Source organism: Empedobacter sp. R132-2 (assembly GCF_030324375.1).
In the GTDB taxonomy this organism is placed as follows: Bacteria; Bacteroidota; Bacteroidia; order Flavobacteriales; family Weeksellaceae; genus Empedobacter; species Empedobacter falsenii_B.
On sequence record NZ_JACAGG010000040.1, the window covers coordinates 1 to 24,967 of the forward strand.

20 protein-coding genes and 3 pseudogenes are annotated in these 24,967 nt (G+C 31.6%); 14 read left to right on the forward strand and 9 right to left on the reverse strand.

The features are described from left to right. The first annotated feature begins 133 nt into the window (after positions 1-133). Positions 134-3,001, forward strand: coding sequence for a hypothetical protein (locus HXZ69_RS13555; protein ID WP_286496286.1), 2,868 nt, complete (start codon positions 134-136; stop codon positions 2,999-3,001). 10 nt (positions 3,002-3,011) lie between these two features. Beyond that, positions 3,012-6,392 carry a DUF6443 domain-containing protein gene (locus HXZ69_RS13560; protein ID WP_286496287.1) on the forward strand — a complete coding sequence of 1,127 codons (3,381 nt, stop codon included), beginning with the start codon at positions 3,012-3,014 and terminating at the stop codon, positions 6,390-6,392. A 444-nt stretch (positions 6,393-6,836) separates the two neighbouring features. Here the strand turns inward: HXZ69_RS13560 and HXZ69_RS13565 are convergent, their stop codons facing one another. The 3 genes from HXZ69_RS13565 to HXZ69_RS13575 are packed head-to-tail and all read right to left on the reverse strand — an operon-like array spanning position 6,837 to position 7,690. After that, entirely contained in the window at positions 6,837-7,103 is a 267-nt protein-coding gene (locus tag HXZ69_RS13565; protein WP_180905173.1) for a Txe/YoeB family addiction module toxin, read from the reverse strand. A 1-nt stretch (position 7,104) separates the two neighbouring features. Further along, positions 7,105-7,323: a DUF2683 family protein gene (locus HXZ69_RS13570; protein ID WP_180905172.1), complete on the reverse strand. Its 219-nt coding sequence runs from the start codon at positions 7,321-7,323 to the stop codon at positions 7,105-7,107. 19 nt (positions 7,324-7,342) lie between these two features. Further along, a complete protein-coding gene (locus HXZ69_RS13575; protein WP_180905171.1) occupies positions 7,343-7,690 on the reverse strand; it encodes a helix-turn-helix domain-containing protein in 348 nt (115 codons plus the stop codon). A 180-nt stretch (positions 7,691-7,870) separates the two neighbouring features. Between HXZ69_RS13575 and HXZ69_RS13580 the strand changes: the two genes are divergently transcribed. From HXZ69_RS13580 to HXZ69_RS13595, 4 genes and pseudogenes are all read left to right on the forward strand, one after another. Then, a complete protein-coding gene (locus HXZ69_RS13580) occupies positions 7,871-10,165 on the forward strand; it encodes a CHC2 zinc finger domain-containing protein (RefSeq protein ID WP_286496289.1) in 2,295 nt (764 codons plus the stop codon). Positions 10,166-10,357: 192 nt separating this feature from the next. Then, positions 10,358-11,209 carry a tyrosine-type recombinase/integrase gene (locus tag HXZ69_RS13585; protein WP_180905169.1) on the forward strand — a complete coding sequence of 284 codons (852 nt, stop codon included), beginning with the start codon at positions 10,358-10,360 and terminating at the stop codon, positions 11,207-11,209. Then, positions 11,187-12,041 carry a tyrosine-type recombinase/integrase gene (locus tag HXZ69_RS13590; RefSeq protein ID WP_180905168.1) on the forward strand — a complete coding sequence of 285 codons (855 nt, stop codon included), beginning with the start codon at positions 11,187-11,189 and terminating at the stop codon, positions 12,039-12,041. Before HXZ69_RS13585 ends, HXZ69_RS13590 begins: the two co-directional genes overlap by 23 nt. A gap of 382 nt (positions 12,042-12,423) precedes the next feature. Then, positions 12,424-13,239 (forward strand): annotated as a pseudogene (locus HXZ69_RS13595) (RHS repeat domain-containing protein); the annotation flags it as partial. Positions 13,240-13,683: 444 nt separating this feature from the next. Here the strand turns inward: HXZ69_RS13595 and HXZ69_RS13600 are convergent. The 3 genes from HXZ69_RS13600 to HXZ69_RS13610 are packed head-to-tail and all read right to left on the reverse strand — an operon-like array spanning position 13,684 to position 14,537. Then, complete coding sequence (locus HXZ69_RS13600; RefSeq protein WP_180905173.1) at positions 13,684-13,950, reverse strand: Txe/YoeB family addiction module toxin; 267 nt, start codon at positions 13,948-13,950, stop codon at positions 13,684-13,686. 1 nt (position 13,951) lies between these two features. Then, positions 13,952-14,170, reverse strand: coding sequence for a DUF2683 family protein (locus HXZ69_RS13605; RefSeq protein ID WP_180905172.1), 219 nt, complete (start codon positions 14,168-14,170; stop codon positions 13,952-13,954). Positions 14,171-14,189: 19 nt separating this feature from the next. Then, positions 14,190-14,537, reverse strand: a complete 348-nt coding sequence (locus HXZ69_RS13610; protein ID WP_180905171.1) for a helix-turn-helix domain-containing protein — start codon at positions 14,535-14,537, stop codon at positions 14,190-14,192. Positions 14,538-14,717: 180 nt separating this feature from the next. On the opposite strand from HXZ69_RS13610, the gene HXZ69_RS13615 reads away from it, so the two are divergent. The 8 genes and pseudogenes from HXZ69_RS13615 (at position 14,718) to HXZ69_RS13645 (ending at position 22,136) form a co-directional block, all read left to right on the forward strand. After that, entirely contained in the window at positions 14,718-17,012 is a 2,295-nt protein-coding gene (locus HXZ69_RS13615; RefSeq protein ID WP_286496289.1) for a CHC2 zinc finger domain-containing protein, read from the forward strand. Between the two features lie 192 nt (positions 17,013-17,204). Beyond that, positions 17,205-18,056 carry a tyrosine-type recombinase/integrase gene (locus HXZ69_RS13620; RefSeq protein WP_180905169.1) on the forward strand — a complete coding sequence of 284 codons (852 nt, stop codon included), beginning with the start codon at positions 17,205-17,207 and terminating at the stop codon, positions 18,054-18,056. Next, complete coding sequence (locus HXZ69_RS13625) at positions 18,034-18,888, forward strand: tyrosine-type recombinase/integrase (RefSeq protein WP_180905168.1); 855 nt, start codon at positions 18,034-18,036, stop codon at positions 18,886-18,888. The genes HXZ69_RS13620 and HXZ69_RS13625 overlap by 23 nt, the downstream gene beginning before the upstream one ends. 382 nt (positions 18,889-19,270) lie before the next feature. Then, positions 19,271-19,432 (forward strand): annotated as a pseudogene (locus HXZ69_RS15325) (RHS repeat-associated core domain-containing protein); the annotation flags it as partial. Positions 19,433-19,525: 93 nt separating this feature from the next. Further along, positions 19,526-20,143, forward strand: coding sequence for a hypothetical protein (locus HXZ69_RS13630; protein ID WP_286496290.1), 618 nt, complete (start codon positions 19,526-19,528; stop codon positions 20,141-20,143). Beyond that, positions 20,140-20,619: an immunity 26/phosphotriesterase HocA family protein gene (locus HXZ69_RS13635; RefSeq protein ID WP_286496291.1), complete on the forward strand. Its 480-nt coding sequence runs from the start codon at positions 20,140-20,142 to the stop codon at positions 20,617-20,619. Before HXZ69_RS13630 ends, HXZ69_RS13635 begins: the two co-directional genes overlap by 4 nt. A 149-nt stretch (positions 20,620-20,768) precedes the next feature. After that, positions 20,769-21,089: pseudogene (locus HXZ69_RS15390) on the forward strand (RHS repeat domain-containing protein); the annotation flags it as partial. 681 nt (positions 21,090-21,770) lie between these two features. Then, entirely contained in the window at positions 21,771-22,136 is a 366-nt protein-coding gene (locus HXZ69_RS13645; RefSeq protein WP_280052132.1) for a hypothetical protein, read from the forward strand. Positions 22,137-22,656: 520 nt separating this feature from the next. On the opposite strand, the gene HXZ69_RS13650 is transcribed toward HXZ69_RS13645, so the two are convergent. From HXZ69_RS13650 to HXZ69_RS13655, 3 genes are all read right to left on the reverse strand, one after another. Further along, positions 22,657-23,520 carry a hypothetical protein gene (locus HXZ69_RS13650; RefSeq protein ID WP_286496292.1) on the reverse strand — a complete coding sequence of 288 codons (864 nt, stop codon included), beginning with the start codon at positions 23,518-23,520 and terminating at the stop codon, positions 22,657-22,659. 38 nt (positions 23,521-23,558) lie between these two features. Then, on the reverse strand, positions 23,559-23,702 hold the full coding sequence (locus HXZ69_RS15335; RefSeq protein ID WP_353655966.1) for a helix-turn-helix transcriptional regulator: 144 nt from the start codon (positions 23,700-23,702) through the stop codon (positions 23,559-23,561). Between the two features lie 140 nt (positions 23,703-23,842). After that, on the reverse strand, positions 23,843-24,808 hold the full coding sequence (locus tag HXZ69_RS13655; protein ID WP_286496293.1) for a hypothetical protein: 966 nt from the start codon (positions 24,806-24,808) through the stop codon (positions 23,843-23,845). Positions 24,809-24,967: the final 159 nt, after the last annotated feature.

Sequence of the window (24,967 nt, forward strand, 5' to 3'; positions counted from 1 at the left end):
AACTCAAAGATAATTTGAGATCCGAAATTTACGCGCTTTTTTTACGCTTTCTTTTAACGTTTAGGACGCTAATGATAATGAATACTTAAATAATTATTACGACATATATCGAAAGATATATTCTGCTAATGGATTGGAAGGAGAACCTAATTTAATTGATTCTCAACAAGATGTTTTTAATTTTAATTTTAATGGATACAGTGGTACATTTTATATTGATAATGGTGTAATTTATATTAATGAAAATCCTGATATAAAAGCTTCATTTATTAAAATACAAAACCCTACTACTCATAAATATTATCTGAAATTTACTTTTATTACACCGGATGGTATTAGTTATGAATTTGGAGGTGAAGAAGCTTTTGTTGAAACTACAAAAATCACAACAAATTGTTCCAAAAGCTATTCTAGAGAACCAAATTCTACTTGGTATTTAAAGCAAATAAAAGACTCTAAAAATAATAATATTGATTTTATATATGATAATTTATACAAATCATACCCTTTAAATTATTCAGAGAGCTATTCAATAACATATGGAAATAATAATTTGCCAGGTGAAATAATAAGTCAAAAATCTGAAAAATGTACTTCTTATTTTGAATCAAATAATGCTAAATATTTAAAAAATATTAGTTCTAAAAACATTAATGTTTCTTTTAATTACGATAATAGATTAGACTACACTACAGGATATAAATTAAATAGTATTAATATATCTAAAAATAATACTTCAATACCTATTTTATTTAATTATGTCTATTCAGGTCCAAATACTTCAGATGTTAATGAATATAAAAAAAGATTATTTTTAAATAATCTATCAATCAATGATTCTAAATTTTCATTTGAATATGATAATATTAATTCTTTATCTGATCGTCTTTCCTCTAATATAGATTTATATGGTTATTCAAATTCAAATACATATTCTTATTTATCAAACTTTCATTATAATGAGGATGCATCAATGACAAAATTTATTTCTGTATTTGGAGATAAAATAGCTAATAGAAACGTTGACCTTTATAAATCAAAATACGGAGTATTAACTAAAATTATTTATCCTACAAAAGGTTATACTGAACTAACTTATGAAAACAATACAACTACTGAATTAGTTAACAAAGATGTTTTTTTAACAAACAATCTATATGTAGTTAAAAGGAATTGTGAACCTTACAGTAGTCAAAGTGATACACAAGTTTTTGAATTTATTAGTAATGGTCAAGATATTTCATTTGACTCATCAATGAATGTGAATAGATGTGATGGTGTAAACGTAAACGATTTTCATGATACATATAGTTTAACTATAGAAAATTTAACTACAAGCCAAACTATTTTAACATTTAATGGACGATATGATCGTTTTCTAAAAACTAATAATGGATTTGAGATGAATGGAGAAAATATTATTTCCCCTATAACAACTACAAATAACTCAAAATATAGAATTACTCTTAGTACAAATTCTATAGTTAACAATGTATCTGCTAATTTAACTTTAAAATACAATAAAACTGTTAATCAAGTTGAAGAGAATGTAAATTACAGTGGAGCAAGAATTAAATCTATCAAAGATTATAATGGAAATACTTTAGAGAATAGTAAAACTATATACTATAATAACATACAAAATTTAAACAATTTAAAAACAAGTTTAGTCCACGATTTTATATACAACCCTTGGAAATGTACCCCTTCTGCTGTATTTGCTATCAGTGGTAATAGTTCAGCAGAACATTTTAATTGTTATAATCGATTATATAGTACTGATAATTTTTCTGATATTTTTAATTCTACGATAGATCGTATTAAGTATAAATATATTACAAAAAATATTGAAAATAATGGCTTTATTGAGGAAGATTATAATATATCGGGTATTACCGATGATAGTCAGTCTTTAAATCAACACCCAATATATAATAGAAATTCATCTAATAACCAATGGAATGCCAATCAATTAATAAAATCTAAAACTTATAATTCAAACCAATCATTAATTAAAGAATCTAATAATGAATACGAAATTAAGAGTTCAACTAAATTTAATAATTACAATATAGAACCAGGAATATATCCTGTTACTAAAGAACGTTTAAGACCTGAATATAATACTGGTAAATATTATAATACACAAGATGGATGTTTCTCTTTATTTTGTGGAGTTCAAGGTGGAAATGCAGTAAGTCATTATTATAATTATGTCTTTAGTTCTAAATTAACAAAACAAACCACCAAAGAATACCTATCAAGTGGTACGGTTACAACAGAAACAAATTATAATTATGATAGTCCAAATCATTTACAATTAACAAAACAATCTACAACCAACAGCAAAGGTGAAACACTAACTGCTGAATACCAATACCCTTCAGATTTGATAAGTGGTTACGAACAAAGTCCGATAATGCAAGAAATGGTGAATCGTAATATGATTGCTACACCTGTTATTACAAAATCTAAAAATGGGTCTACTGTTTTATCTGAACAACGAACTTTGTATAAATATTTCCCTACAACAAACGGTAATCTAATTTTACCAGAATTTGTTTACGCTAAAAAAGGAGCTACAACAACAGCTGTAGACCGTAAAATTACCTACAACAGTTATGACAACCAAGGTAATCTAACACAATATACCTTAGAAAATGGACTTCCAGTTTCGATTATTTGGGGATATGGAGGACAATATCCAATTGCTAAATTAGAAGGCGTTGCTTTATCTCAAATTAATGCTGCAACGATCACAACGTTAAATACCAAAACAACAGATGCCGACTTGTTGGCTGCGATTACAACTTTACGTAATACCCATAAGGATGCTATGGTAACAGGGTATTTGTATAAACCATTAGTTGGAGTGACTCAAATTATACAACCAAATGGAGTAGCTGAAAAGTATAATTATGATGCTTCAAATCGTTTACAATCTATCGTAAATGATAAAGGAGAAACGCTTAAAACCTTCCAATACAACTATAAACCTTAATGCTAGATCTATGAAACACTTTTATGAAAAACTAATTTATAGTACTTTTTTAGCATTAGGAAGTACTTGTATTCAAGCCCAAACAACCACAGAAAATTTTATCAAAACACAAGAATGTTTAGATGCCACTTGTGTCACAAAAAAAGAAACAGTGGTTTATTTTGATGGATTAGGACGCGAAAAACAAGCTTTGCAAGTAGCAGGCTCGCCAACAGGAAAAACAATTGTCACACAAATAGAATATGATGGATTTGGTCGTCAAGCCAAAGAAAATTTACCCTTTCCAATTACAGCTGCCACCAATACAATTGTAAGCGCTGCAACTAATGGTAATACATTTTATTCCACTTTAACTGGAGATACCACGCCTTTTTCTGAGAAAACATTTGAAAATTCACCTTTAAATAGAGTACTAGCGCAAGCAGCACCTGGGAATTCTTGGAAAAAAGGAGCGAATGAAATTAAATTTGATTATGCAACTAATACTGATGCGGATAAAGTACAAAAGTTTGGAGTGACTTTATCTGCTGCATTTGTCCCAACTCTAACTTTAAGTGGAAATTATACAGCAGGAACTTTATATAAAACCATTACAACAGATGAAAATGGTCAACCTATCCAAGAGTTTAAAGACAAGGAAGGGAAAATTATTTTAAAACGAATTAATATACCTACAATAACTGGAACTACAAATTCATCAGGAAATCATGATACCTATTATGTGTATGATATTTATGGAAATCTGACCTATGTAATACCACCAAAATTAGTAGAAGTAGGAACAACAGTATTAGCTAATTATACAGCTAATTTGGCTGAATTAGGTTATCAATACCAATACGATGATAAAAATCGTTTAGTTGAAAAACAACTTCCTGGCAAAGGAAGAGAGTTTATGGTGTATGATAAATTGGATCGATTAGTTGCAACAAGAGATAGTCAAAATGAGTGGATATTCACAAAATATGATAAATTTAATCGAATTGTTTACACAGGAACTTTACCCACATCAGCTAGGGCTACGCTACAGTCAGCTTATAATACAGCAACAGTTTATCATGAAACAAGAGGAACATCTGGAGGATTAGCGAATAATGGAATCACAAATGGATTATATACCAATGTTGCCTATCCAACATCTTTTACAAAGATAACAACGATTAATTATTACGATGAGTATACAAATTTAGGTATAACTCCTTCTTCTATAGATGGACAAAGTGTCATAGGAGTAACAGATACCAAAACAAAAGGATTGGCTGTAGCAAGCTTTACTAATGTTTTAGGCACTACAACATGGGCTAAAAATTATACCTATTACGATGCAAAATATATTCGTCCTGTCGCAACCGCTTCTACAAACTATTTAGGTGGTTATACCAATACAGCCTCAAGTTTAGATTTTAGAGGAAAACCACTTAAAACAATCACAAAACACAAACAATTAGCAGCAAGTACAGAATTAACATTAACGGATGAATTTGTGTATTATCCAAATGAGTTATTAAAATCTCAAACGCATCAAATAAACAGTGGAGCGAAAGAATATATTGTACAGAATTCGTATAACGAAATCAATCAATTAACGTCTAAAAAGGTAGGAAATTCTGTAGCTACAACACCATTGCAAACGGTAGATTATAAGTACAATATAAGAGGTTGGATGACGGATATTAATAATGTAGATGTAACAGAAACAACAACTTATCGAGATTTATTTTCGTTTCGATTGAATTATGATAAGTTAACTCGAGTAACAAATAATACTGCTGTAAAAAAACTACACAATGGTAACATTGCAGAAATCATCTGGAAAACAATTGATTTTAATACAAGAAGCTATAGTTTTGAGTATGATGGATTAAATCGCCTGATGAATAGCATTTATCTAAAAAACACTAATGAGGCTATTAATGCATACAATGAAACAATCAAAGGTTACGATAAAAATGGGAATATTACAGGAATTATTCGAAATGGGAACAATGAGATAATCAATGCTCCAGTGATAGATAATTTGAGTTATGTGTACCAAACAAACTCGAACAAGCTATTAAGTGTAACCGATGCAACGACGTTAACAGAAGGTTTTAATGATGGGAATAAAGTAGGAAATGATTATGCTTACGATGTAAACGGAAATTTAACAGTAGATAAAAACAAAGGAATAACAAAAATTAGTTATAATTACTTAAATTTACCAACAGAAGTTCTTTGGAATGCATCTAAAAAGATTAATTACACGTACGATGCAAGTGGAGTTAAGTTAAGAAAAGTCGTAACAGATGGAGCTACAGTAACCACAACCGATTATTTAGGAGGTTTTCAGTACGTAAATAACAGTTTACAGTTTTTTCCAACAGCTGAGGGGTATGTGAATGTAACTGGAGGTACAACTTTTAATTATGTTTACAATTACACTGATCATCTTGGAAATGTACGATTGAGTTACCAAAAAGAAGCAAATGGTACGCTAAAAGTATTAGAAGAAAACAATTACTATCCGTTTGGGTTAAAGCATAAGGGATACAACAATACTAATCTTGCAAATACTAACTATAAGTACAAATACAACGGCAAAGAGTTACAAGAAGAATTAGGTCTTAATTGGACTGCTATGGACTTCAGAAATTATGATGCTTCAATAGGTAGATTTATGTCTCAGGATGGACTTGCTGAAGTAATGCCTGATTGGACTCCTTATCGTTTCTCTTTTAACAATCCAATTTATTTTTCTGATCCAACTGGCTTATTTGAACAAAATATTGAAACTTGCCCTACTTGTCCAAAAACTCCAGAATTTAAACCTTTTATTGATGATCCTAATAATGAATATGTTTATGATACTGAAACAAATACTGTAAGTGCAGTAATACAGCTAGCTGAAACTACTGTGACAAATAGTAATAAAAAAGAATCTAACACGAATAGTTATATACCTCAATATGAGTTTATTGATGGTATTTTAAATAATAAATATTATGATTTGACTTCTTTAGGTTTAGAACAAGGAATTGCCAAAACTACATCTTATTTAGATAAAGCTCTTAAAACTAAATCTACAGTTAATTTTACAATTTTAGATGAATATACTCGTCCTAGTTATAGAACATCACTTTTAAATTCAGCAATCAAAACTTCAAAAGTTGCATCAGCTGCAAAAGTTCTTAAAATATCAGGAAATGCTTTAGCTGGAGTAGGTGCTGTTGTATCAATTTATCAGTATGGCTCAGGTCAAATCTCTGGCACGGAGTTTACTGTAGATATGATAATGAGCGGTGTAGGTTTTTTAGGACCATTTGGTGCAGGAGCCTCCTTGATTTATTTTGGAGGTAAGGCAATATATGAATATTCATCAGGTAAGGATCTATTTGAAAAACCCACTCAATAATGAAAAAAATTTTAAACTACATCATATTCCACTTTATTGAATTCCAAAAAAAAGTAGGTAATCAAGATGTTTCAACATTTACAACATCAGTATTTTTCACAATAATGCTTTGGATGAATATTTTAACATTAATAAATTATATTCTAATGAAGAATCATTATCCTAATAAAAATTATATTATTCCAGTTATTTTATTTTGTTTAGGATTATTCTTAATTATAAATAACTATATAAGAAAAAAGCAGTATGAAGTTTATAATTTTCAATCCTCTTTTATAGGTTACCTATATTTGTTAATTTATATAACAATTAGCTTTGTATCGTTTGTATATAGTGTTGAATTACTAAAATCAAAATAATGGTAGTGTATCAGATGTGTTGCCGGAAAACAACCCAACATTCTCAATAAAGCAAAAGGCAAACGTTTGTTTGCCTTTTGTTATTTTATAAATAATGCCCAAAAGCAGAATGAATCGTTACAGTATTTTGCTCCACTTCATAGACAAGTCTGTGTTCTTGATTAATTCGTCTCGACCATAAACCAGATAAATTGTGTTTCAGTTGCTCTGGCTTTCCTGTTCCAGAGAAAGGATGTTCGGTCAGTTCCTCAAGAAGAACAAGCATCTTTTTAAGTACAGCTTTGTTACCAGCTTTCTTGTGACGCCCGATATCTTCGTTTGCTTTGTCGGTAAAATCTAAATCAAAAGCCATCTTATAAGCCTAAAAAATCTTTTAAATCCTCTTTTCTTACACGTGTAACTTTACCTTCTTTCGCTTGTTTTTGGCTTTCTTCAATTTTAGTTACAAACTCTTGGTTATAAGGACTTTCTTTTATCTCAAACTTTAATTTTAGAGCTTTAGCAAAGGCTTTCAAAGCTTTTGCTTGTTCAGATGTGTCGGGTTCAAAAATAAAAATATCTTGTGTTGCCATGATTTAATTTTTTAAGTAATTAAATTGCTAATTGTTTTTGCAGATTATTTTTTAAAATAAAAGCTTCTAATAAATCTTTGATTGTATTTTTTTGATTATCATTTAATTGTTGTGTTTCTGCAAATAAATTCAACAACTGATTATCCTGTAAAATAGCATCTGCTTTATTGTTTCCGTAAACTAATTCGTCTAAAGAAATTGACAAAATTTTCGCCATTTTTTCCGCTACTTCTAAAGATGGAATCGAAATATTTCTTTCGTATTTAGAAAGATTTGTCACGTGAACTCCAATCTTAGAAGCAAACACTTCTTGCGAAAAACCTTTTCCGCTTCTTAATTCTTTCAAGTTTTTTCCAAAATTTTCCATAGCAAATAAACTTTAAAACATACTGCGTATGTATTATATACTCTACAAAATTACAATTTAGTTAGTGAAATAACTAATTCAGTTGAAAAATAAAAAGCAAAAAGAATTTGTTTTAAAAATCAAAAACGCTAAGTTTGTAAGCGAAAACGATTAGTAAAAATTTTTTAATTATTTTTTCAAATGGAAATCCAAGAAATAAAATCTCGCTTATCATTATCTCAAATCCTACATCATTACGGATTAGAACCTAAGAACAATATGCTGAAATGTCCTTTTCATTCGGATAAGACGGCAAGTTTACAGGTTAATTTGGAGAAGAATTTTTACAATTGTCATGCGTGTTCCAAAACAGGCGATGTCATTCAGTTTGTGCAAGATTATGAGAAATTGAGCAAACACGAAGCACTAAACAAGTGTAAAAGTTTGGCTGGCGAAGAGCGTTTTGCGGTAAACGAACCAAACCGCATTCCTCAAATCGCAGACCATTCAGCGTTTCTACAAAAGATGTTTCTAAGTTTCCGTAAAGGATTATTATGCAGTGAACCCGCTCAAAACTATTGTCATTCCAGAGCGTTAAATGTGGATGAATTAGAAGTCGGTTTTAACTCGGGACAATTCCATCACGGGTCGAGAAAAGATGAAAATTTAATCAATCAATGCGTAGAAGTTGGACTTTTAATTCCCTACGGAACCAACAGTAGAACAGGCGGACAATCCTATAAACCATTCGGAAATAAATGCCTTGTTTTTCCATTAAAAAACTGCCACGGGCAGACCGTATCACTTTATTTTAGGTCAATTATAAAGAATTCTGAAGAAAAATTGCCTGCGGGTGCTACCCGCGCTCGTCATTATTATTTGAAAAATAGACAAGGTTTATATCCAAATTATCCAAGTCCAACAACCAAAAAACTAATTTTAACTGAAAGTATTATTGATGCAGCTTCATTACTTCAACTCTCACAACTTAAAACTCAATACTCAATACTTGCTTGTTTTGGAACAAACGGACTAACAAATGAGCTTCTAACTTCTATTCGCGAACTACAAGAATTGGAGGAAATTACATTCTGTTTTGATACAGATGAAGCGGGGCAAACAGCGACATTGAAGTATGCAAAATTACTTCAGACCATTCATCCAAAAGTAGCATTTTCTACGGTAGAATGGCTTGATAAAGACGTCAACGAAACCTTAACCGCTTACGATGAAGCGACGGTTTTAGGCTGTTTAGAGAAAAGAAAATCAATTGATTTTTCTTCTTCTACTCCTTCTTTTTCAATTGAAAAAGAAACTCCACCAACACCTCTGGAACAGCCAAAAATGACAACCGATTTATTTTTTCAGTTGAATGATTTAATCGAGAAAAGCGGAATTGTAGGCGAACAGGATAGCCGATTATTACTGTTTATCATTGCAAGTTCATACAAAACCAAACATCCACTCCACGCCATTGTACAAGGAAGTTCGGGCAGTGGAAAAACGCATTTAATCAGTAAAATAGCCGATTTAATGCCACAAGAAGATGTACTTCGTTTTACCCGAATTACCGAAAGTAGTTTGTACAATTGGGGCGAATATGAATTAGTCGGAAAGCTTCTAATTATCGAGGATTTAGACGGTTTAAAAGAAGAAGCCATGTTTGCCATGCGTGAATTAATCAGCAACCAACGTTTATCGAGTTCAGTTTCTATCAAGGATAAAAAAGGGAACATCAAAGCGGTTAAAAAGGAAGTTCGTGGCGTGTTTAGTTCACTGTCTGCTACCACAAAAAGCGAGATTTACGAAGATAATATGAGCCGTAGTTTTCTGTTAGCGGTGGATGAAAGTAAGGAACAATCTCGCCGAATTATCGCCTATCAAAATCAAAAATATGCAGGCGAAGTCAGTCATCAATCCGAAGAAAAAACCAAACATGATGTTCAACATATCATCCGAAATCTTGTCCCGTATCACGTGATTAATCCGTTTGCAACACGATTAGAATTACCCGAAGAAGTGCATAAAATCAGACGATTAAACGAAATGTTTCAAAGCATCGTTCGTCAAATTACCTTGATTAATCAGCAAAACAGACAATTGACAGATGATGGAAAATTAATCACACAGGTGGAAGATTTAAAGCAAGCAACGGAAGTTCTCTTTGAAAGTATTGTGTTGAAAGTCGATGAATTAGACGGGAGTTTGCGTCAGTTTTTTGAGAAACTCAAAGCCTATTTAGCTAAAAAAGCACACAAAGAAAATGGCAATGGATCTGAAATCGACTTTACTCAACGAGAAATCCGTTTGGCGTTTAACATGAGCAAAGCGCAGTGTTCACGCTACATGAACAGCTTAATTGAACTCGAATACTTAACCAGTAAATATGCAGGAAACTTGCGTAAAATTGCTTATCGAGTGGATTATTGGGATGATTACCAAAAGTTAAGGCAAACCATTAAAGAAAAGATTTTGAAGCAAATAGAACAGTTATGATACCCACTGAAACAATAGGGAACAATCTTGGAACAATTAATTTAGACTTAACTATCTGAAATCTAAAATCTAACATCTTAAATCTATCCCATTGTTCCATGTTCCAAAAGTAGCCAACCTCAAATCTAACGAAGTGATTCGTAAACACCATAAGAAACAATAAAAACCAATGTGAACAAAACCGTCATAGTTATGCAAGATATACTCGATGAATTTAGAACAGAATTACAGCAATTAGGTTATTGTAAAAACATAGTCGACAACTATCCTAAACACGTCAAAGCCCTGTTTGAGCATTCTCATCAACTCATCACAACCATTGAAAGTCATCATATTGAAGCTTTTTATTTTCATTTGAAAACGGTGATTAGTAGCCGTCGAAAAAAGCCATTAAGTAACAGTTATATTCATTCTCAACTCTTTGCGATTCGCTTGTTCTTTGCCTATTTATTGCGTACAAAACAACTCATCAAAACGCCTTACACGTTAAAAATCAAACGTTCAGCCTATAAAAGTCGAGCTGTTTTAAGTGTCGACCAAATTGCCCTACTCTACAGCAATTGTGAAACGTTGGACGAAACGATGATTTTAAACCTGTGTTACGGCTGTGGATTAAGGCGAACAGAAGTCGAAAAGTTGTCGGTAGAAGATATTCATTTGACTGAAAAACGTTTGTATGTTCGAAGTGGAAAAGGAAAAAAAAGACGTGTTATTCCGCTTACAACAAAGCTTGTAGAGGATTTTAAGTTGTACCTGATTACAACCAAAAAAAGACGAGAAAATGAATCCATTTTACTGCTTTATCCAAACGGAAAACCAATGAGCGGAAACAAGATTTACACTGTTTTTAGTGGTGTTTTAAAACGTTCGGGATTAGATAAACAAGGCTTTAGCTTGCACAATCTGCGCCATAGCATTGCCACACATTTACTTGAAAATGAAATGACCGTTGAAATGGTTCGGGATTTTTTAGGACATGATTTACTGCGTACCACACAGATTTACACAAAAATAAAACCGTATGACTTTAGAAAATTATCTTGAAAAACAGTTACATAAAAGCACTGTTAGCAATTATTTATATGAGATCAATCGGTTCAAAAAACACTTTCCAAATCACGAAAAATGCCACTATTCACAGCTGATGCACTACATCGGGATTTTACGAAATCGTTACCAACCCAAAACCATTAAACGTGTGGTCTATGCCCTCAAAAAATACTATGATTATCTGATTGAAATAGAGGTCAGAAAAGATAATCCTGCACACTTTATCAAGCTTCGGGATGCAAAACCAACAGCCGTACAATTACAGGATTTATGGACGGATAAAGAACTGAAAACCTTACTTGAACCACGAAAAGAACGTTATCCTATTTTAGCCAAACGCAATCAAATTATACTGAGTTTATTCGTTCATCAAGCCGTTTTGGTCAAGGAAATTACCCAAATTCTACTCGAAGATATCGACCTCGAAAAAGCAGAAATTTACATCCGAGAAACAGGTATGACCAACAGTAGAACCTTGCCCTTAAAAGCAGAACAAATCCTTTTATTTTATCAGTATTTACAGGAAGATCGACCAGAATTAGAGCGAATAAAACAACCGTATTTTATTCTCAATAAATTAGGAAGTCCAACCACCGCAGACGACATCAATTACCTGTTATCGACTTATCAAAAAGGAGTTGATAAGCGATTAACTTCAGTTAAAATCAGACAAAGTGTGATTACTAATTTACTCAGTCAAGGGCATAATTTACGGGCAGTTCAGCTGTTTTGTGGGCATAAATTTCTGGACACAACCGAGAAATACAAACAATCCGGAATCAAAGCCTTACAAGATGCTATCGACAAGCATCATCCTTTACAATAGTTCTTTTTCTTTCAATTGAAAAAAAACACAACGAAACAAGCCATTTTTCGGGGTTATTTTGGCTATTTGCGGAGCGAAAACATAAAATAAATTATGGGCTGTAACGCCTATAATGAACGGAATTTTATGTTAAATAGCTTACCTTGTTTTTTGCTGCCGTAAATGAACGGGGAGCGCGGAGTGAATGTCTGTTTGTATCAAAAAGCAGGACAGCAAAAAAGAAGGGAAAAATAAAAACCGAAAAATGGCTTGGCTTATCCTATAAAAAATCTTTTTTTTCAATTGAAATTTATTATATTTGAGTGATAATGAAGCGTTCATTAAAAACTGAAGAAGTGTTGGAAATTTGAAGTGTATAGGGATGTAGGAATACAAATACAACGGCAAAGAGTTACAAGAAGAATTAGGTCTTAATTGGACTGCTATGGACTTCAGAAATTATGATGCTTCAATAGGTAGATTTATGTCTCAGGATGGACTTGCTGAAGTAATGCCTGATTGGACTCCTTATCGTTTCTCTTTTAACAATCCAATTTATTTTTCTGATCCAACTGGCTTATTTGAACAAAATATTGAAACTTGCCCTACTTGTCCAAAAACTCCAGAATTTAAACCTTTTATTGATGATCCTAATAATGAATATGTTTATGATACTGAAACAAATACTGTAAGTGCAGTAATACAGCTAGCTGAAACTACTGTGACAAATAGTAATAAAAAAGAATCTAACACGAATAGTTATATACCTCAATATGAGTTTATTGATGGTATTTTAAATAATAAATATTATGATTTGACTTCTTTAGGTTTAGAACAAGGAATTGCCAAAACTACATCTTATTTAGATAAAGCTCTTAAAACTAAATCTACAGTTAATTTTACAATTTTAGATGAATATACTCGTCCTAGTTATAGAACATCACTTTTAAATTCAGCAATCAAAACTTCAAAAGTTGCATCAGCTGCAAAAGTTCTTAAAATATCAGGAAATGCTTTAGCTGGAGTAGGTGCTGTTGTATCAATTTATCAGTATGGCTCAGGTCAAATCTCTGGCACGGAGTTTACTGTAGATATGATAATGAGCGGTGTAGGTTTTTTAGGACCATTTGGTGCAGGAGCCTCCTTGATTTATTTTGGAGGTAAGGCAATATATGAATATTCATCAGGTAAGGATCTATTTGAAAAACCCACTCAATAATGAAAAAAATTTTAAACTACATCATATTCCACTTTATTGAATTCCAAAAAAAAGTAGGTAATCAAGATGTTTCAACATTTACAACATCAGTATTTTTCACAATAATGCTTTGGATGAATATTTTAACATTAATAAATTATATTCTAATGAAGAATCATTATCCTAATAAAAATTATATTATTCCAGTTATTTTATTTTGTTTAGGATTATTCTTAATTATAAATAACTATATAAGAAAAAAGCAGTATGAAGTTTATAATTTTCAATCCTCTTTTATAGGTTACCTATATTTGTTAATTTATATAACAATTAGCTTTGTATCGTTTGTATATAGTGTTGAATTACTAAAATCAAAATAATGGTAGTGTATCAGATGTGTTGCCGGAAAACAACCCAACATTCTCAATAAAGCAAAAGGCAAACGTTTGTTTGCCTTTTGTTATTTTATAAATAATGCCCAAAAGCAGAATGAATCGTTACAGTATTTTGCTCCACTTCATAGACAAGTCTGTGTTCTTGATTAATTCGTCTCGACCATAAACCAGATAAATTGTGTTTCAGTTGCTCTGGCTTTCCTGTTCCAGAGAAAGGATGTTCGGTCAGTTCCTCAAGAAGAACAAGCATCTTTTTAAGTACAGCTTTGTTACCAGCTTTCTTGTGACGCCCGATATCTTCGTTTGCTTTGTCGGTAAAATCTAAATCAAAAGCCATCTTATAAGCCTAAAAAATCTTTTAAATCCTCTTTTCTTACACGTGTAACTTTACCTTCTTTCGCTTGTTTTTGGCTTTCTTCAATTTTAGTTACAAACTCTTGGTTATAAGGACTTTCTTTTATCTCAAACTTTAATTTTAGAGCTTTAGCAAAGGCTTTCAAAGCTTTTGCTTGTTCAGATGTGTCGGGTTCAAAAATAAAAATATCTTGTGTTGCCATGATTTAATTTTTTAAGTAATTAAATTGCTAATTGTTTTTGCAGATTATTTTTTAAAATAAAAGCTTCTAATAAATCTTTGATTGTATTTTTTTGATTATCATTTAATTGTTGTGTTTCTGCAAATAAATTCAACAACTGATTATCCTGTAAAATAGCATCTGCTTTATTGTTTCCGTAAACTAATTCGTCTAAAGAAATTGACAAAATTTTCGCCATTTTTTCCGCTACTTCTAAAGATGGAATCGAAATATTTCTTTCGTATTTAGAAAGATTTGTCACGTGAACTCCAATCTTAGAAGCAAACACTTCTTGCGAAAAACCTTTTCCGCTTCTTAATTCTTTCAAGTTTTTTCCAAAATTTTCCATAGCAAATAAACTTTAAAACATACTGCGTATGTATTATATACTCTACAAAATTACAATTTAGTTAGTGAAATAACTAATTCAGTTGAAAAATAAAAAGCAAAAAGAATTTGTTTTAAAAATCAAAAACGCTAAGTTTGTAAGCGAAAACGATTAGTAAAAATTTTTTAATTATTTTTTCAAATGGAAATCCAAGAAATAAAATCTCGCTTATCATTATCTCAAATCCTACATCATTACGGATTAGAACCTAAGAACAATATGCTGAAATGTCCTTTTCATTCGGATAAGACGGCAAGTTTACAGGTTAATTTGGAGAAGAATTTTTACAATTGTCATGCGTGTTCCAAAACAGGCGATGTCATTCAGTTTGTGCAAGATTATGAGAAATTGAGCAAACACGAAGCACTAAACAAGTGTAAAAGTTTGGCTGGCGAAGAGCGTTTTGCGGTAAACGAACCAAACCGCATTCCTCAAATCGCAGACCATTCAGCGTTTCTACAAAAGATGTTTCTAAGTTTCCGTAAAGGATTATTATGCAGTGAACCCGCTCAAAACTATTGTCATTCCAGAGCGTTAAATGTGGATGAATTAGAAGTCGGTTTTAACTCGGGACAATTCCATCACGGGTCGAGAAAAGATGAAAATTTAATCAATCAATGCGTAGAAGTTGGACTTTTAATTCCCTACGGAACCAACAGTAGAACAGGCGGACAATCCTATAAACCATTCGGAAATAAATGCCTTGTTTTTCCATTAAAAAACTGCCACGGGCAGACCGTATCACTTTATTTTAGGTCAATTATAAAGAATTCTGAAGAAAAATTGCCTGCGGGTGCTACCCGCGCTCGTCATTATTATTTGAAAAATAGACAAGGTTTATATCCAAATTATCCAAGTCCAACAACCAAAAAACTAATTTTAACTGAAAGTATTATTGATGCAGCTTCATTACTTCAACTCTCACAACTTAAAACTCAATACTCAATACTTGCTTGTTTTGGAACAAACGGACTAACAAATGAGCTTCTAACTTCTATTCGCGAACTACAAGAATTGGAGGAAATTACATTCTGTTTTGATACAGATGAAGCGGGGCAAACAGCGACATTGAAGTATGCAAAATTACTTCAGACCATTCATCCAAAAGTAGCATTTTCTACGGTAGAATGGCTTGATAAAGACGTCAACGAAACCTTAACCGCTTACGATGAAGCGACGGTTTTAGGCTGTTTAGAGAAAAGAAAATCAATTGATTTTTCTTCTTCTACTCCTTCTTTTTCAATTGAAAAAGAAACTCCACCAACACCTCTGGAACAGCCAAAAATGACAACCGATTTATTTTTTCAGTTGAATGATTTAATCGAGAAAAGCGGAATTGTAGGCGAACAGGATAGCCGATTATTACTGTTTATCATTGCAAGTTCATACAAAACCAAACATCCACTCCACGCCATTGTACAAGGAAGTTCGGGCAGTGGAAAAACGCATTTAATCAGTAAAATAGCCGATTTAATGCCACAAGAAGATGTACTTCGTTTTACCCGAATTACCGAAAGTAGTTTGTACAATTGGGGCGAATATGAATTAGTCGGAAAGCTTCTAATTATCGAGGATTTAGACGGTTTAAAAGAAGAAGCCATGTTTGCCATGCGTGAATTAATCAGCAACCAACGTTTATCGAGTTCAGTTTCTATCAAGGATAAAAAAGGGAACATCAAAGCGGTTAAAAAGGAAGTTCGTGGCGTGTTTAGTTCACTGTCTGCTACCACAAAAAGCGAGATTTACGAAGATAATATGAGCCGTAGTTTTCTGTTAGCGGTGGATGAAAGTAAGGAACAATCTCGCCGAATTATCGCCTATCAAAATCAAAAATATGCAGGCGAAGTCAGTCATCAATCCGAAGAAAAAACCAAACATGATGTTCAACATATCATCCGAAATCTTGTCCCGTATCACGTGATTAATCCGTTTGCAACACGATTAGAATTACCCGAAGAAGTGCATAAAATCAGACGATTAAACGAAATGTTTCAAAGCATCGTTCGTCAAATTACCTTGATTAATCAGCAAAACAGACAATTGACAGATGATGGAAAATTAATCACACAGGTGGAAGATTTAAAGCAAGCAACGGAAGTTCTCTTTGAAAGTATTGTGTTGAAAGTCGATGAATTAGACGGGAGTTTGCGTCAGTTTTTTGAGAAACTCAAAGCCTATTTAGCTAAAAAAGCACACAAAGAAAATGGCAATGGATCTGAAATCGACTTTACTCAACGAGAAATCCGTTTGGCGTTTAACATGAGCAAAGCGCAGTGTTCACGCTACATGAACAGCTTAATTGAACTCGAATACTTAACCAGTAAATATGCAGGAAACTTGCGTAAAATTGCTTATCGAGTGGATTATTGGGATGATTACCAAAAGTTAAGGCAAACCATTAAAGAAAAGATTTTGAAGCAAATAGAACAGTTATGATACCCACTGAAACAATAGGGAACAATCTTGGAACAATTAATTTAGACTTAACTATCTGAAATCTAAAATCTAACATCTTAAATCTATCCCATTGTTCCATGTTCCAAAAGTAGCCAACCTCAAATCTAACGAAGTGATTCGTAAACACCATAAGAAACAATAAAAACCAATGTGAACAAAACCGTCATAGTTATGCAAGATATACTCGATGAATTTAGAACAGAATTACAGCAATTAGGTTATTGTAAAAACATAGTCGACAACTATCCTAAACACGTCAAAGCCCTGTTTGAGCATTCTCATCAACTCATCACAACCATTGAAAGTCATCATATTGAAGCTTTTTATTTTCATTTGAAAACGGTGATTAGTAGCCGTCGAAAAAAGCCATTAAGTAACAGTTATATTCATTCTCAACTCTTTGCGATTCGCTTGTTCTTTGCCTATTTATTGCGTACAAAACAACTCATCAAAACGCCTTACACGTTAAAAATCAAACGTTCAGCCTATAAAAGTCGAGCTGTTTTAAGTGTCGACCAAATTGCCCTACTCTACAGCAATTGTGAAACGTTGGACGAAACGATGATTTTAAACCTGTGTTACGGCTGTGGATTAAGGCGAACAGAAGTCGAAAAGTTGTCGGTAGAAGATATTCATTTGACTGAAAAACGTTTGTATGTTCGAAGTGGAAAAGGAAAAAAAAGACGTGTTATTCCGCTTACAACAAAGCTTGTAGAGGATTTTAAGTTGTACCTGATTACAACCAAAAAAAGACGAGAAAATGAATCCATTTTACTGCTTTATCCAAACGGAAAACCAATGAGCGGAAACAAGATTTACACTGTTTTTAGTGGTGTTTTAAAACGTTCGGGATTAGATAAACAAGGCTTTAGCTTGCACAATCTGCGCCATAGCATTGCCACACATTTACTTGAAAATGAAATGACCGTTGAAATGGTTCGGGATTTTTTAGGACATGATTTACTGCGTACCACACAGATTTACACAAAAATAAAACCGTATGACTTTAGAAAATTATCTTGAAAAACAGTTACATAAAAGCACTGTTAGCAATTATTTATATGAGATCAATCGGTTCAAAAAACACTTTCCAAATCACGAAAAATGCCACTATTCACAGCTGATGCACTACATCGGGATTTTACGAAATCGTTACCAACCCAAAACCATTAAACGTGTGGTCTATGCCCTCAAAAAATACTATGATTATCTGATTGAAATAGAGGTCAGAAAAGATAATCCTGCACACTTTATCAAGCTTCGGGATGCAAAACCAACAGCCGTACAATTACAGGATTTATGGACGGATAAAGAACTGAAAACCTTACTTGAACCACGAAAAGAACGTTATCCTATTTTAGCCAAACGCAATCAAATTATACTGAGTTTATTCGTTCATCAAGCCGTTTTGGTCAAGGAAATTACCCAAATTCTACTCGAAGATATCGACCTCGAAAAAGCAGAAATTTACATCCGAGAAACAGGTATGACCAACAGTAGAACCTTGCCCTTAAAAGCAGAACAAATCCTTTTATTTTATCAGTATTTACAGGAAGATCGACCAGAATTAGAGCGAATAAAACAACCGTATTTTATTCTCAATAAATTAGGAAGTCCAACCACCGCAGACGACATCAATTACCTGTTATCGACTTATCAAAAAGGAGTTGATAAGCGATTAACTTCAGTTAAAATCAGACAAAGTGTGATTACTAATTTACTCAGTCAAGGGCATAATTTACGGGCAGTTCAGCTGTTTTGTGGGCATAAATTTCTGGACACAACCGAGAAATACAAACAATCCGGAATCAAAGCCTTACAAGATGCTATCGACAAGCATCATCCTTTACAATAGTTCTTTTTCTTTCAATTGAAAAAAAACACAACGAAACAAGCCATTTTTCGGGGTTATTTTGGCTATTTGCGGAGCGAAAACATAAAATAAATTATGGGCTGTAACGCCTATAATGAACGGAATTTTATGTTAAATAGCTTACCTTGTTTTTTGCTGCCGTAAATGAACGGGGAGCGCGGAGTGAATGTCTGTTTGTATCAAAAAGCAGGACAGCAAAAAAGAAGGGAAAAATAAAAACCGAAAAATGGCTTGGCTTATCCTATAAAAAATCTTTTTTTTCAATTGAAATTTATTATATTTGAGTGATAATGAAGCGTTCATTAAAAACTGAAGAAGTGTTGGAAATTTGAAGTGTATAGGGATGTAGGAATACAAATACAATGGGCAAGAGTTACAAGATGAACTTGGCTTAAATTGGTATAACTACAGATATCGCAACTACGATCCAACTATCGGACGCTTCTTTGGTGTTGACCCTATTTCAGAAGACTACTACAATATTAGTACTTACCAATTTGCTCATAACAATCCTGTCTGGAAAATTGAGATTGAAGGTTTAGAAGGAGCTCCTACTACAAATCAAGATATTCAAAGCTACGCAGGAAATAATAGGGATCCAGAATTAGAACTTATTGAAATGACTGCAGGAAGTATAAATTCAGTACGAGCATCATTTTCAAATTTAGTTGTAAGAGGAATCAATGTTTTTACAAATAATAGTATAAATAAAAAGTATGAAGTAGAAAACGGAGCGTTAGTCTTGTACAAAGATGTACCTAAAGAGTCTACTGGAGAAAAAATAATTAATACAGTAGGAGATATTGCTACATTAGCATTGACGGCTATAGGGGGAGTAGAAGGAACATTGACTGCACAAGGAGGTAAATCTGTTTTAACCAATACTGTTAATGATGTTAAACAAAAAGTTGTAAAGACATATCAAACTTATACTAAAACAAATATAAAGACTGGTGAAGTATACACTGGTAGAACTAGTGGTACAGGAACAGCTCTTGAGAATGTAGCAAAAAGAGATAAAAACCATCATATGAATGATAAAGGTTTTGGTCCAGCTGTTTTAGATAACTCTTCTACTAATAAGAATGCAATTAGAGGTAGAGAACAATATCTTATAAAAATTAATGGGGGAGCTAAATCTCAAGGGGGAACTTCAGGTAATGCTATTAACGGTATAAGTCCAAATAATAAGAATAGAACAAAATATTTAAACGCAGCGAAAGTTTTTGGTTTATGAAAAAACAAAGAATAACAAAAGGTAGTATATTAGAAATACCTATTGATAATAAATATTATATATATGCTCAAATTTTAGAAAAATCAAGTTATGTATTTTTCGATTTTATATCTAAAGAGCAAATATCAGATTTTGAATTACTAAATGAAAAACCAATTTTATTTATTATCTCTGTTTATGATCAAGTTGTTACAAGAGGAGAATGGCTTAAAGTAGGGAAAATAAACATAAGAAAAGAATTGGAGGTTTTACCAATGTTCTTTATTCAAGATCCAATAAATAAAGAAAAATTTAGGATTTATGATGCAAATACAGGAGAAATAGTTCCAGCAACAAAAAGAGAAATCATAGGGTTAGAAAGAGCATCTGTTTGGAATAAAACCCATGTTGAAGATAGAATAAGAGATTTTTATAATAAGGTGCCTTGCGTATGGTTAGAAGAGGACAGAAAGTTATTTAATAGAGAGCTTCCTTAGGTAGTTTTCCAGATGTGTTTTTATCACACAACTTACTAATTCACAATAAAACAAAAGGCAAACAAATGTTTGCCTTTTGTTATTTTATAAAGTAGCTAGATTTTTAACGTATAATTTTTTAAATTTATCGACATAAGTTCTTTGAGTTTGTTTTAGAAGAAAACAATTATTATCCATTTGGGTTAAAACATAGTGGATACAACAATACCAATCTTGCAAATGCTAACTATAAGTACAAATACAATGATTATGGAGAAAAAAGTTTTGAGTAAACTTTTGACGAACATAGCGCACGAAGTGCTGAACTGCAAGAGGAATTAAGCTTAAATTTATACGATTACGGAGCGCGTAATTACGAACCTGCGATTGGACGTTGGATGAATATAGATCCGTTGGCGGAGAAAATGAGACGTCACTCGTCTTACAACTACGCTTTTAATAATCCTGTATTCTTTATAGATCCTGATGGGATGATGGCGGAACCGCCAACAGGATGGGCAAGCGATTGGGAAGATGAAACAGGAAAGTACGTATATAATGAACAAAATCAATTACATAGTCGTTATGTTAACGGGGAGTTTGAAGGTTTTTATGACTCTGGAGAAATAAGTCTAGAAACAGCGGTAGTATCGGCAAAAACTGAAGGCTTTACAGCTTCAGCTTTAAGAGCATATGACAAAAGTTATAATCCTGATTATAGTCCGTATAATCCTGACGCTGTTACTATGGGAACAGGAATAACTATTACTGGGAATAAAGGGACTAGTTATACATTTGAAGCTGGAGTTATTTTTGCTCCTGGCGATATAGGATTATATTTTAATTCTGGAATGGGAGTTGGGACAACACCTGGAATAGGCGTTCCTGGTTTAAATGTAGGGTTTCATGATCGAAGAGAAAATAATATAGAAAGAGATATGCTTAAAAATATAGCTGGTACTTCTGCTTCTGCAACTATTGATGGCTCAATTATGGGATACACTATTGGTCACAGTTTAAATGAAAAAGGTGGTATAGATAATAAAGGAACTATAAGTAACACATTAACATTAGGAGACGGTAAATTTTTAGGTATTGGAGCAGGAGCCTCTGTATCTAAATCTTACACATTTTCTATAATAACAGGTAAAGTATATAATTAAACTTTGATTATGAGAAACCTTATTATTTTTACTCTATTTTTTTTTCTTAATTCATGTAAAATTGATTTTACCAATGGACAAGAACAATACGAATTAGATTATTCAGTAAACATTATTTCGAATAAAAGTTATAAAGAAGATAGAATTAAATCAGCTTTTTTCACAATTATCGGAAAAAATCCCGATACAAATAAAATTGATACGTTTGAGGATGGCAGATGGTTTTCTAACGTAAGTGATTCTATTGAAAAAGGTGATACTCTTTATAAAGTAAAAGGAGCGAATTTTTTTTTAATAAAAAAGAAAAATAATATTTTAAAAATAAATTCTAAAATTAATACAAATGGAGAAATGATAGAAGTTTTAAAAAGATAGAATCAAGGATATTATTTAAAAATGGGTAGTGTATAAAAAGTGTTGTTATTTCATAATACATTAATTACAAATAAAAATTCACAATAAAGTAAAAGGCAAACGTTAGTTTGCCTTTTGTTATTTTATAAAATAACATCAAATTATATCGTTTAACGCAAAAAATAACATCTAAATAAAGTTGTGTTTTTACTTATCTTCTTCGATAATCCTTCGACCGTTGTTCGATAAAACATACTTTTTCTCGAACCATTGTCGAAGGATACTCGAACAAACCCCGAAGAAATAGGCTATTTTGTCCTTCAAAAAAATAGACGATAAAATAAGAGGTATACCTTGTTGTGAAAAAATAAACTACCTCACTAAAATCGTTTTTAAAAGAGGTTATATATTTTACTTGTATCCAAAATATCAAGATGTGCAACAGTTAAGGTTGTTATCAGCTGGTGTTCGTTCTTTAGTGTTTGTAAAACTATATTGAGCTTTAGTTTTCTATTTATTAAGTAATTGATTTTTTAGCTTATTATTGAGGTTTGTTGTTTGTTAATTGATAGATTGCAGCTTTCAAAACTTGCCAACAAATTCTTGCTGTATGTTCGTCAGGATTAAATCTTGAATTAACTTGTTCGTAAGGATGAATATAATTTCTAAAGTCTCGCAAGGAATGACTGAATTTCTTTACATCTTCTTTTAAAATGCCAATGTCATGTGCTGTGTCAATAAAATTGTTTAGTGTCCATTCGTGATATGGCTTTACTTTCCCGCTTTGATCTTTAGGTGAAGTTTTCGATTGATTAAATTCTTTCGGATATTTTGATGCAATTCCTAAGAGTATTCCTTCAAGTGAACTTCCTGAAAGGAAAATCACAGACATTGGTGCTTTTACATTTAAACATTTCTTTATTTCGTTAAATCTGATATTCAACGTTTCTGTGATGATGTTGTCAAGTCCCAATTTGTCTAAAGAAATATTGCTAAACTCTTTTTGCAAAAAATCATCTTCTTTTACGTCAACCTTTTCTTCAAATATTATTTTGCCAGCTTTGGCAAATGTTATCTCAGTTTCCTTTCTAAGAACCTGCCAACCGTCAAAAGCTAGATATTGATTGAAGTCTGCAATTGACTTGTCCAATTCTCCAAACCTTCCAATAAAATTGACTGGTGCAAAAAGTTTTCGAATACATTTATCTAACTCTGGTGTTCCGTTAATTTTAGATAGTTTTGCGTCTGTATAAATCCATCTTGAAGGAAAACCTTCATCTCTGTTGTAACTATCGTTTTCTCCTAAACTATTAAAGAATTCAACAAGTTTAGGTCCTGAGCGATATTCAGTTTCCTCGTTGATTAAATTTCTTAATTTCTCTAATGTCTTTTGTTGCAGTTGCATAATCTTATTACAATTTTGTTCTTAGTTTTACCATTTCTTCAACGATTTGATTCATTATTATATTTATTAAAATCAAAATCTAAAAGAATTTTGGGATGAACATTTAAAGCTTTAGCTATTCGGATTAAATTACGTATAGTTAAGTTTCCTTTTTCATACTTATTAATATCGCTTGAATCAATTCCGCTTAAGTATTCTAAATAATCTAAAGTTTGATTTTTTTTTCTCTAAGATATGAAATTTGATTTCCTATTTCAATTAAAAACTCATATGTTATATCCATTTCTACAGTATTTCAAAGCAAATTATAATAGTTTATAATTTATAAATCTTCTATTATTACTTCCTTTTTTCCAGAAATATATTTCCATACATTTAATAAGTCATATGAAGTAACTTTGATATTACCATTAGCATCGTACTTACGTTTAATTTCTAAGTTACATATGAATTTTGACCCTTTCTTAAATTTGATTCTTCCAGACTGAACTTCTGATTTAAAAATATTTGATTTCATATTAATTGTAATATCTTCTCCATTAAGCTTTCCTTTCCATTTATAAGGTTTATCCTTATCTAACACAGGAGAAATAATTTCGATCTCAGCTTGTTTATCTATTATAGAATTTAATTCCGGTGTATCTACAATAAAGTTTTTGAATAACTCTTTTTTAACTATTTGTTCTTCATTGTTTGATTCATTATTAATAAAATTATTAAAACCTATTTTTTTAACTTTTTTGATTTTGTTTACTTCCTTGTAAAAGTTTGATCTTGAGGTAATAATTTTTAAATTATCTTGTAAATTATTTGACTTTTCTTCAATCTTTTTTGTGTTTAATAGTAAATCTTCTTTTCTTTTTTCTAATTCTAGTTTTTTATTTTCTACGTCAATATTTTTCTCTTCTAGTTCTAATTTTTTTATTTCAAAATCAATTTGATCACTCTCTTTCTCAATTTTAGTTTTGAAAAAATTATCAAATAATTTTTTTGCAGGATTAGCTAATAAAAAACTTGCACATCCTGTTAAAGTTTCAGATAAATATGGAAATGCTTTAAGAGATTCTTCAATAACAGTGATATAAGTTTCAAATCCTCCTTCTTTTGCAGGTTCTATTTCAATTTTATGTATTATTTTAAAAGTACTTGATATTGTCTTAATAATATCTAATACATTTTTTAAGTTAGAAAGATATACTTCAGCATCAATACTATGTGATCCATCCGAAAAATAATAATGAATTTCTAATTTAGTTTTCTTATTTTCAGTAGTGTTATTAATAATCATAATAATTTATTCAAGTGTTTCTTATAATTCCTATTTTCTTAAAATTAAATTAGTAAAGAGAGAAATAATTTTATTAAAGGTTACCGGTAGTGCATTTGTATTAGATTGTATATAAAAGTTGTACAACCTGCTAAAAAGCAGTAAATTGTAGTTACTACA

Bases quoted from the DNA above. Each gene is read 5' to 3' on its own strand.
- HXZ69_RS13560 (WP_286496287.1), top strand. From the start codon at position 3,012: ATGAAACACTTTTATGAAAAACTAATTTATAGTACTTTTTTAGCATTA.
- HXZ69_RS13565 (WP_180905173.1), bottom strand. From the start codon at position 7,103: ATGGCTTTTGATTTAGATTTTACCGACAAAGCAAACGAAGATATCGGG.
- HXZ69_RS13570 (WP_180905172.1), bottom strand. From the start codon at position 7,323: ATGGCAACACAAGATATTTTTATTTTTGAACCCGACACATCTGAACAA.
- HXZ69_RS13575 (WP_180905171.1), bottom strand. From the start codon at position 7,690: ATGGAAAATTTTGGAAAAAACTTGAAAGAATTAAGAAGCGGAAAAGGT.
- HXZ69_RS13580 (WP_286496289.1), top strand. From the start codon at position 7,871: ATGGAAATCCAAGAAATAAAATCTCGCTTATCATTATCTCAAATCCTA.
- HXZ69_RS13585 (WP_180905169.1), top strand. From the start codon at position 10,358: ATGCAAGATATACTCGATGAATTTAGAACAGAATTACAGCAATTAGGT.
- HXZ69_RS13590 (WP_180905168.1), top strand. From the start codon at position 11,187: ATGACTTTAGAAAATTATCTTGAAAAACAGTTACATAAAAGCACTGTT.
- HXZ69_RS13600 (WP_180905173.1), bottom strand. From the start codon at position 13,950: ATGGCTTTTGATTTAGATTTTACCGACAAAGCAAACGAAGATATCGGG.
- HXZ69_RS13605 (WP_180905172.1), bottom strand. From the start codon at position 14,170: ATGGCAACACAAGATATTTTTATTTTTGAACCCGACACATCTGAACAA.
- HXZ69_RS13610 (WP_180905171.1), bottom strand. From the start codon at position 14,537: ATGGAAAATTTTGGAAAAAACTTGAAAGAATTAAGAAGCGGAAAAGGT.
- HXZ69_RS13615 (WP_286496289.1), top strand. From the start codon at position 14,718: ATGGAAATCCAAGAAATAAAATCTCGCTTATCATTATCTCAAATCCTA.
- HXZ69_RS13620 (WP_180905169.1), top strand. From the start codon at position 17,205: ATGCAAGATATACTCGATGAATTTAGAACAGAATTACAGCAATTAGGT.
- HXZ69_RS13625 (WP_180905168.1), top strand. From the start codon at position 18,034: ATGACTTTAGAAAATTATCTTGAAAAACAGTTACATAAAAGCACTGTT.
- HXZ69_RS13630 (WP_286496290.1), top strand. From the start codon at position 19,526: ATGACTGCAGGAAGTATAAATTCAGTACGAGCATCATTTTCAAATTTA.
- HXZ69_RS13635 (WP_286496291.1), top strand. From the start codon at position 20,140: ATGAAAAAACAAAGAATAACAAAAGGTAGTATATTAGAAATACCTATT.
- HXZ69_RS13645 (WP_280052132.1), top strand. From the start codon at position 21,771: ATGAGAAACCTTATTATTTTTACTCTATTTTTTTTTCTTAATTCATGT.
- HXZ69_RS13650 (WP_286496292.1), bottom strand. From the start codon at position 23,520: ATGCAACTGCAACAAAAGACATTAGAGAAATTAAGAAATTTAATCAAC.
- HXZ69_RS13655 (WP_286496293.1), bottom strand. From the start codon at position 24,808: ATGATTATTAATAACACTACTGAAAATAAGAAAACTAAATTAGAAATT.